General features: G+C 64.7%; 7 protein-coding genes. All 7 read left to right on the forward strand.

Annotated elements, in window-relative coordinates:
* Nucleotides 1-2,691: translation initiation factor IF-2 (gene infB, locus AC1DT3_RS06540; protein ID WP_477464443.1), on the forward strand; the 2,691-nt coding region annotated here is incomplete at its 5' end.
* Nucleotides 2,692-2,902: 211 nt separating this feature from the next.
* A complete protein-coding gene (gene rbfA, locus AC1DT3_RS06545) occupies nt 2,903-3,325 on the forward strand; it encodes a 30S ribosome-binding factor RbfA (protein WP_477464444.1) in 423 nt (140 codons plus the stop codon).
* A 5-nt stretch (nt 3,326-3,330) separates the two neighbouring features.
* Nucleotides 3,331-4,251, forward strand: coding sequence for a tRNA pseudouridine(55) synthase TruB (gene truB, locus AC1DT3_RS06550; protein WP_477464445.1), 921 nt, complete (start codon nt 3,331-3,333; stop codon nt 4,249-4,251).
* 396 nt (nt 4,252-4,647) lie between these two features.
* Nucleotides 4,648-4,917, forward strand: coding sequence for a 30S ribosomal protein S15 (rpsO, locus tag AC1DT3_RS06555; protein WP_477464446.1), 270 nt, complete (start codon nt 4,648-4,650; stop codon nt 4,915-4,917).
* A 260-nt stretch (nt 4,918-5,177) separates the two neighbouring features.
* Nucleotides 5,178-7,340, forward strand: coding sequence for a polyribonucleotide nucleotidyltransferase (gene pnp / locus AC1DT3_RS06560; protein WP_477464447.1), 2,163 nt, complete (start codon nt 5,178-5,180; stop codon nt 7,338-7,340).
* Between the two features lie 208 nt (nt 7,341-7,548).
* Nucleotides 7,549-8,166 carry a pyridoxamine 5'-phosphate oxidase family protein gene (locus tag AC1DT3_RS06565; RefSeq protein WP_477464448.1) on the forward strand — a complete coding sequence of 206 codons (618 nt, stop codon included), beginning with the start codon at nt 7,549-7,551 and terminating at the stop codon, nt 8,164-8,166.
* A 69-nt stretch (nt 8,167-8,235) separates the two neighbouring features.
* Nucleotides 8,236-8,586, forward strand: coding sequence for a RidA family protein (locus AC1DT3_RS06570; protein WP_477464449.1), 351 nt, complete (start codon nt 8,236-8,238; stop codon nt 8,584-8,586).
* Nucleotides 8,587-8,873 lie beyond the last annotated feature (287 nt).

An 8,873-nucleotide genomic window follows, 5' to 3' on the forward strand; every position in this document is an offset into this window, starting at 1 on the left:
CCGCAGAGCGCAGCGCCGAGCCCGAAGCCTGCCCCATCGGGTCAACGCTCCCAGCGTTCCGGACAAGCCTCGAACGCGCMGCGTTCGGGCGTGGTGCTGCGCACCTTGTCCGACCAGGAGCGCGACGCCCGCGCCAATGCCCTTGCCGACGCCCGTCGTCGCGAGGAGGAGGATCGGCATCGTCAGGCCGACGAGGCCCAGCGCCGCACCGAGCGAGAGGAATCGGAAGCCCGCGATCGCGAGGCCGCCGAGGCCCGCAAGCGCGAGGAAGACGAGCGCCGCCGCCAGGAAGAAGAGCGCAAGCGCCGCGGGGAAGACGAAGCCCGCCGTCGCCTCGGCGAAGAAACACCCGCGCCGCGCGCTGCCAGCAGCAGCAGCGAGGCTCCCGCTCGCCCGGCCGGCGATCGGCCCCGCGGCGAACGTACTTTCAGCGATCGCCCGCAAGGTGAGCGCTCGCACGGCGATCGTCCGTTCGGCGACCGTCCGCCGCGCGCACCGGGTTCCGGTCCGCGTCCGGCCGGTGCCGGTGATCGGCCGCGCGGCAATTTCGGTGGCGCGCGTCCGCTCGCCGACGGCAAGCGTCCGCCGAGCCTCAACCACATGGCGCGTCCGGCTCCGATTCCGGCCGCTCCCGATCCGACGATGGCAAAGCCCAATACCCGGACTGCGCCGCCGGTCGCCACCCGCTCCGTCGTGGTGGACGATGAGGACGGTCCGCGCACAATTCGCCGTCCCGGCTCGCCCGCAAAGCCCGTCGTTCCCGCCAAGACGCCGAAGGCGGCTCCTGGCGAAGAGCGTCGTCGCGGCCGCCTGACGCTGTCGACGGCGACGTCCGGCGAGGACGAGCGCACCCGCTCGGTCGCGTCGTTCCGCCGCCGCATGCAGCGCCTCACCGGCCACCGGCAGGTCGAGCAGAAGGAAAAGATCGCCCGCGAGGTGACGATTCCGGAAGCGATCACGATTCAGGAACTGGCGAACCGCATGTCGGAACGCGGCGTGGACGTGATCAAGCTGCTCATGCGTCAGGGCCAGATGCACAAGATCACCGACGTGATCGATGCGGACACCGCCCAGCTGATCGCTGAAGAATTGGGCCACACGGTCAAGCGCGTCGCCGAATCCGACGTGGAAGAAGGCCTGTTCGACACGCCGGACGTGGACGACAATCTGACGCCGCGCCCGCCGGTCGTGACCATCATGGGCCACGTCGATCACGGCAAGACCTCGCTTCTCGATTCGATCCGCAAAACCAACGTGGTGTCCGGCGAAGCCGGCGGCATCACGCAGCATATCGGTGCTTATCAGGTGACCTCGCCGCTCGGCGGCAAGATCACCTTCATCGATACGCCGGGTCACGCGGCCTTCACCGCCATGCGCGCCCGCGGCGCCAAGGTGACGGACATCGTTGTCCTGGTCGTCGCGGCCGATGACGGCGTCATGCCGCAGACGGTCGAGGCCATCACCCACGCGCAAGCAGCCGGCGTGCCGCTGATCGTGGCGATCAACAAGGTCGACAAGCCCGACGCCAATCCGCAGCGCGTGCGCACGGAATTGCTGCAGCATYCCATCGTCGTCGAATCGATGGGTGGCGAAACTCTGGAATTCGAAGTTTCCGCGAAGACCGGTACCGGTCTCGAGAAGCTCCTCGAAGGTCTGCAGCTGCAGTCGGAAATCCTTGATCTCAAATCCAACCCGGAACGCTCCGCGGAAGGCACGGTCATCGAAGCGAAACTCGATCGCGGTCGCGGTCCGGTCGCCACGGTTCTCGTGCAGCGCGGAACGCTCCACACCGGCGACATCGTCGTCGCCGGCGCGGAATGGGGTCGCGTCCGTGCGCTCATCAACGATCTGGGTGAGAGCGTGAAGGAAGCCGGTCCCTCGGTTCCGGTCGAGGTCCTCGGTTTCAACGGCACGCCGGAAGCCGGCGATCGCGTCGCGGTCGTCGAGTCGGAAGCCCGCGCTCGCGAAGTCACCGAATATCGCACCCGTCAGAAGCGCGAACGTCAGGCTGCGCGCACCGGCACTGCCGGCCGCACGCTCGCCGACATGATGCGCGATCTGAAAGCAGGCGCCGGCCGCAAGGAATTCCCCCTTGTGGTTCGGGCCGACGTGCAGGGTTCCGCGGAAGCCATCGTCGGCGCCCTCGAAAAGATCGGCAACGACGAAGTCTCGGCTCGCATCATCCAGGCTGGCGTCGGCGGAATTTCCGAATCCGACATCACCCTGGCGGAAGCCTCGGGCGCTATCGTGTTCGGCTTCAACGTGCGCGCCCACAAGGAAGCACGCGAAGCGGCGGAACGCGCCGGTATCGAGATTCGATACTACAACATCATCTACGATCTCGTGGACGATGTGAAAAAAGCGATGTCGGGTCTTCTCGCTCCGACGCTCCGCGAAGAGCGCCTCGGCGAAGCGCAAATCCTCGAGGTGTTCAACGTCTCGAAGGTCGGCAAGATCGCCGGTTGCCGTGTCCTCGACGGTGTCGTGCAGCGCGGTGCCCATGTGCGCCTCATCCGCGACAACGTGGTCATCCACGAAGGCCGCTTGAGCCAGCTCAAGCGCTTCAAGGACGACGCGCGCGAAGTCACCGCCGGTCAGGAATGCGGTATGTCCTTCGAGAACTACCAGGACATGCGCGTCGGCGATCAGATCGAGTGCTATCGCGTGGAAGAGGTCAAGCGCACGCTCTGAGCGGACGCTCTTTTCCTTCTGCTCCGTCATTCCGGGACGCGCCTTCGGCGCGGACCCGGGATTCATGATGCCACCGTCTCGAAACAAGCGTCGCGGCACGCCGCCGGCGCGTTTTAAAAAACGGCGGTGACGGATTGCGGCTCTCGTCCCTCGCTCCGGAATGACAACGCGAGCGTGTCCTCCTATCCGGTCCAATCCCGGAGGCTCAAAAATGGCTAAACGTTTCGAACAATCCGCCGGACCCACGCAGCGCCAGCAGCGTGTCGCCGAGCTCGTGCGGCACGCGCTCGCCGAGGTGCTCTCGCGCGGCGATCTGCAAGACGATGTGCTGACGCGGAACGTCATCACGATCCCCGAAGTTCGCATGTCGCCAGACCTCAAGCTCGCCACCGCGTATGTGATGCCGCTCGGCGGCAAGGACGAGGATGCGGTGGTCAAGGCGCTCAACCAGAACAGCAAGATCCTGCGCCAGGAAGTGGCGCGGCGCGTGAACCTGAAATTCGCGCCCGATCTGCGCTTCCGCCGCGACGAAACCTTCGACGAAGCCGCGCGCATCGACGCGCTGCTGCGGACGGAGAAAGTCGCGCGCGATACCGCAAAGCCCGACGCCACCGAAGACGACGACAACGAGTAACGCTCATGAGCGAAGACAAGCCGCAACGGCGGCCGCACGCCGATCGTCCGAAGAAGCGCGACATCAACGGTTGGATCGTCCTCGACAAAGGCGTCGGCATGACGTCGACCCACGCGGTCGCAGCGGTGAAGCGGGCGCTCTCGGCGAAGAAAGCCGGCCATGCCGGCACCCTCGATCCGCTCGCGTCAGGCATCTTGCCGATCGCATTGGGCGAAGCGACGAAGACCGTGCCGTTCATCATGGATGGCCGCAAATCCTACGTCTTCACGGTCGCCTGGGGCGAGGAGACAAACACGGACGATTCCGAAGGCGACGTCGTCGAGCGGACGGAACTCCTGCCGGAACCGGCCGCCGTCGAGGCGTTGCTGCCGCGTTTCATCGGTCAGGTGCAGCAGGTGCCGCCGCGCTTTTCCGCCATCAAGATCCAAGGCGAGCGCGCCTACGACCTCGCCCGCGACGGTGAAATCGTCGAATTGCAGCCGCGCATCGTCGAGATCGACCGCCTCGCGCTCGTCCATCACGACGGCAATCGCAGCATTCTCGAGGCCGATTGCGGCAAGGGCACCTATGTGCGCGCCATCGCGCGCGATCTCGGCCGGGCGCTCGGCTGTCTCGGCCATATCGCTGCCTTGCGCCGCACCCGGGTCGGTCCCTTCACGGAACAGGACGCCTTCGTCGTCGACGATATAGGGACCGAACCGGCGGCCCTGCGCCCCGTCGAAACGGCGCTTTCCGATCTGCCGTCGGTCGCTGTCAGCCGCGACATGGCCGGTCGCCTGATGCGCGGCCAGTCGATCATCCTGCGCGGCCGCGATGCGCCCTCGACCGGCAAGATCTACGCCACCTGCAACGGCATCCTCGTCGCGGTGGGTGATGTGGAGCAGGGCGAACTGGTGCCGCACCGGGTGTTCAACCTGGGGGCCTAGTTTCACCTCCCGCCTCATCCTGAGGAGCAGCCGAGGCTGCGTCTCGAAGGACGAGGCGTTCCAGTGATCTCTGGATCCTCCTTCGAGACGCCGCTGACGCGGCTCCTGATGGGTCGGTGCCCCCGATGCGGGAAGCGGCCCCGCCTTTGGGATCGGGTGGCCGGGACGAGCTCGGCCATGACGATGTCAGCGCCAATGCCCGCCGCAACCCTGGGGACGATTTTTCTAGCGCCTGCGCGGATTTCGTGTATGGTTCGCGCGTCTTCCGGCCCAAGTGCCGGATGCGTCATGAGATCCGACCGCGCTGGACGACATCCCGGCCCGGCCGCCTCTGGCGAAGCTGACCCTGCCTCGAGGCGGGTCATTCCATAAAAGTCCAACCTGAAAGGATAWGCGATGTCGATTACGGCTGAGCGCAAGAATGCGCTCGTGAAGGAATATGCTCAGAAGTCTGGCGATACCGGCTCTCCGGAAGTTCAAGTCGCCATCCTGACCGAGCGGATCAACAACCTCACCGGCCATTTCAAGACCCACACGAAGGACAACCATTCCCGTCGTGGTCTCTTGAAGCTCGTCTCGCAGCGCCGTTCGCTTCTCGACTACGTCAAGAAGAAGGACGAGAGCCGCTACAAGACCCTGATCGAGAAGCTCGGCATTCGCCGCTGATTCCCGGCGCACGATCCGCCGAAGCGGCAACGCATCGGCAAAACGATCGTGCATTCAGAACTTCCGTCCGGAGCATGGCTCCGGACGGCCTCTCGACGCCGAGGCCCGATGTCCGGCGTTGCACCGAAAGAGGCTGATCGACACGATGACCATGGCAGGATCGCAAGGCGCTTCAACGGCGGTGTTTCCACCGCCCCCGAGCGTCTTGCCGTCTTGCTCATGGCATCGCGCGAAAGCCCTGTCATGAAAGACAAAACCACATGTTCGATATTCAACGCGAAGAACTGATCTGGGCCGGCCGCAAGCTCGTGCTCGAAACCGGCAAGGTCGCGCGCCAGGCCGACGGCGCCGTCGTCGCCACCTACGGTGAGACTTCGGTCCTCGCCACCGTCGTTTCGGCCAAGGAGCCGAAGGCCGGCATCGATTTCTTCCCGCTCACGGTGAACTACCAGGAGCGCACCTACGCCGCTGGCCGCATCCCCGGCGGGTACTTCAAGCGCGAAGGTCGTCCGACCGAGAAGGAGACCCTGGTCTCCCGCCTCATCGACCGCCCGATCCGCCCTCTGTTCGCTGACGGCTACCGCAACGAGACGCAGGTCGTCGTGACCGTGCTGTCGCACGATCTCGAGAACGATCCCGACGTCGTCGCCATGGTCGCGGCTTCGGCCGCCCTCACCCTGTCCGGCGTGCCCTTCATGGGCCCGGTCGGCGCGGCGCGCGTCGGCTATATCGGCGGCCAGTACAAGCTGAACCCGCCGCTCCAGGAAATGGAAGAGACCACCCTCGACCTCGTCGTCGCCGGTACGGCGGACGCGGTTCTGATGGTCGAGTCCGAGGCTAAGGAACTCGCCGAAGACGTGATGCTTGGCGCCGTGATGTTCGGCCACAAGCACTTCCAGCCGGTGATCGAGGCCATCATCCGCCTCGCCGAGAAGGCCGCCAAGGAGCCGCGCGACTACCAGCCGGCCGACGTCTCGGATGTCGAAAAGGCCGTTCTCGACATCGCCGAGAAGGACCTGCGCGAAGCCTACAAGCTCACCAAGAAGCAGGATCGCTACACCGCCGTCGACGCCGTCAAGGCGAAGGTGATGGAAGCGCTCTGCCCGGTGGGCGGCGAAGCCAAGTTCGAGCCGGAGAAGGTCAAGGCGGTCTTCAAGGAAGCCCAGGCCAAGGTCGTGCGCTGGAACATCCTGGACGACGGCAAGCGCATCGACGGTCGCGATCTCAAGACCGTGCGCTCGATCTTGTCGGAAGTCGGCATCCTGCCGCGCACCCACGGTTCGGCTCTGTTCACCCGCGGCGAGACGCAGGCCCTCGTGGTCACGACGCTCGGCACCGGCGAGGACGAGCAGTATATCGACCAGCTCGAAGGCACCCGCAAGGAAACCTTCCTGCTGCACTACAACTTCCCGCCCTATTCGGTGGGTGAGACAGGCCGTATGGGTTCGCCTGGTCGGCGCGAAATCGGCCACGGCAAGCTCGCCTGGCGCGCAATCCATCCGATGCTGCCGCCGTCCCACGAGTTCCCGTACACGATCCGCGTCGTGTCGGAGATCACGGAATCGAACGGCTCGTCGTCGATGGCCTCCGTCTGCGGCGGTTCGCTGGCGCTGATGGATGCGGGCGTTCCGCTCCGTCGTCCGGTGGCCGGCATCGCCATGGGCCTCATCCTCGAGGGTGAGCGCTATGCGGTGCTCTCCGATATCCTCGGCGACGAGGATCATCTCGGCGACATGGACTTCAAGGTCGCCGGTACCGACCAGGGCATCACCTCGCTCCAGATGGACATCAAGATCGCCGGCATCACCGAGGAGATCATGAAGGTCGCTCTCGATCAGGCGAAGGACGGCCGCGAGCACATCCTCACCGAGATGAACAAGGCACTCACCGCGCCGCGCGCCGAACTCGGCGAGCACGCTCCGCGTATCGAGACCATGCAGATCCCGGTCGACAAGATCCGCGAAGTCATCGGTTCGGGCGGCAAGGTCATCCGCGAGATCGTGGAGAAGACCGGCGCCAAGATCGACATCAACGACGACGGCCTCATCAAGATCGCTTCGGCCGACGGCAAGTCGATCAAGGCGGCCTATAACTGGATCCGCTCCATCGTCGCCGAGCCCGAGATCAACACGATCTACGAGGGCACGGTGGTGAAGGTGATGGAATTCGGCGCGTTCGTGAACTTCTTCGGTTCGCGCGACGGCCTCGTCCACATCTCCGAACTCGCCAAGAACCGCGTCAACAAGGTCACCGACGTGGTCAAGGAAGGCGACAAGGTGAAGGTCAAGTTCCTCGGCATGGACGAGCGCGGCAAGGTCCGTCTGTCCATGAAGGTCGTCGACCAGGACACCGGCGAAGACATCACCGAGAAGCTCAAGGCGGAACGCGACGCCGAGAAGGCCAAGCAGGCCGCCGGCGAGTAAGCTTCGGCATCATCGACCCAACGACAAAAGCGCGGCTCCGGCCGCGCTTTTTCGTTTCGTCGCCTCAGATGCTCTCCCACGTCATCGCGCACCATCGTCGTAATCCCAGGCCAGCGGAGCGAGGGAAGGGGACCCACCAGCAAGTCTGCGTTTGAAGACCACGCATCGCCGTATATGGTCGCGATGCCGCCGCAACGGGGATGTCATCTTGCGTACGAACACGATCACCACCCTCGCCGATCTCGAAGCCCTCTACGGTGAGGTGGGCGAAGCCTCCATCGCCAAGGAGACCAACCGGATCGTGCCGGTCTATCGTGCGCTCATCGAAGCTTCGCCCTTTGCAACGCTGGCGACGCGCGGGCCGGACGGTCTCGATTGTTCGCCGCGCGGCGACGGGCCGGGATTCATTCATGTCGTGGATGACAAGACGCTGATCCTGCCCGACCGGCGCGGCAACAACCGCATCGATTCCCTGAAGAACGTGCTGCATGATCCGCACGTGGCGCTGCTGTTTCTCATCCCCGGCATCGGCGAGACGTTGCGCGTCAACGGGCGCGCGGTGATCTCCACCGATCCGAAGCTGCTCGCACCCTTCGCCATCGACGAAAAAGCGCCGAGATCGGTGCTCGTGATCGATGTCGATACTGTGTTCTTCCAATGCTCGCGCGCCGTGGTGCGGGCGGATCTGTGGAATTCGGACAAGCACGTGTCGCGCAAGTCGCTTCCGAGCGCCGGCCAGATTTTGGCAGCCCTGAGCGACGACCGGCTCGGCGGCGAGCCGTACGACAAGGCTCTGCCGGAGCGAGTGAAGACGACGTTGTATTGATCGCTTGACCTTCATCGCCCCGCCCCCGACAAAGCAGGCCTCTGCCTTTTCAGAATGCAAGGACATTCCATGACGATCCAGCGTATCAAGCCCGGCCCGCGCATGAGCGGCGCCGTCGTTCACGGGGATACGGTCTACCTGGCGGGCCAGGTTGCCGACAAAGCGGCGGGCCAAAGCGTCACCGAGCAGACCAAGGAGATCCTGTCGATCATCGATGGGCTGCTCGCCCAGGCCGGCACCGACAAGACCAAGCTCCTGATGGTCAATATCTGGCTCACCGACATGGCGACTTTCCAGGAAATGAACGCCGTATGGGATGCCTGGGTCTCCCAGGGCAACACGCCCGCTCGCGCGACGGTCGAGGCCAAACTCGCCGCTGCCCCCTTCAAGGTCGAGATCGCCGTCATCGCAGCGAAGTAGAGCCTTCGGCACACAGGCGCTCCATAGCGGCCTGTGTGCCTCCACACCGGGGATCACTGGATATTATGATCGTTATGATATAACAAATCTCATGGCACGGTGTCGACCCGTTCCGTTGTCCGGGAGAGCAAACGTGGCGCCTCGTACCATCGCCGTCAGCGGCAACCAATCCATCGATGGTCTCTTGGCCGGCGTCGGGTGGGATGTGAGCGCGCTGACGTTCAGTTTTCCGACCCATCCCAGTCTCTACGATGACGATGGCGATCCCACGAACATCAACAGTTACG

The organism is Microvirga sp. P4_G7, assembly GCF_056401005.1.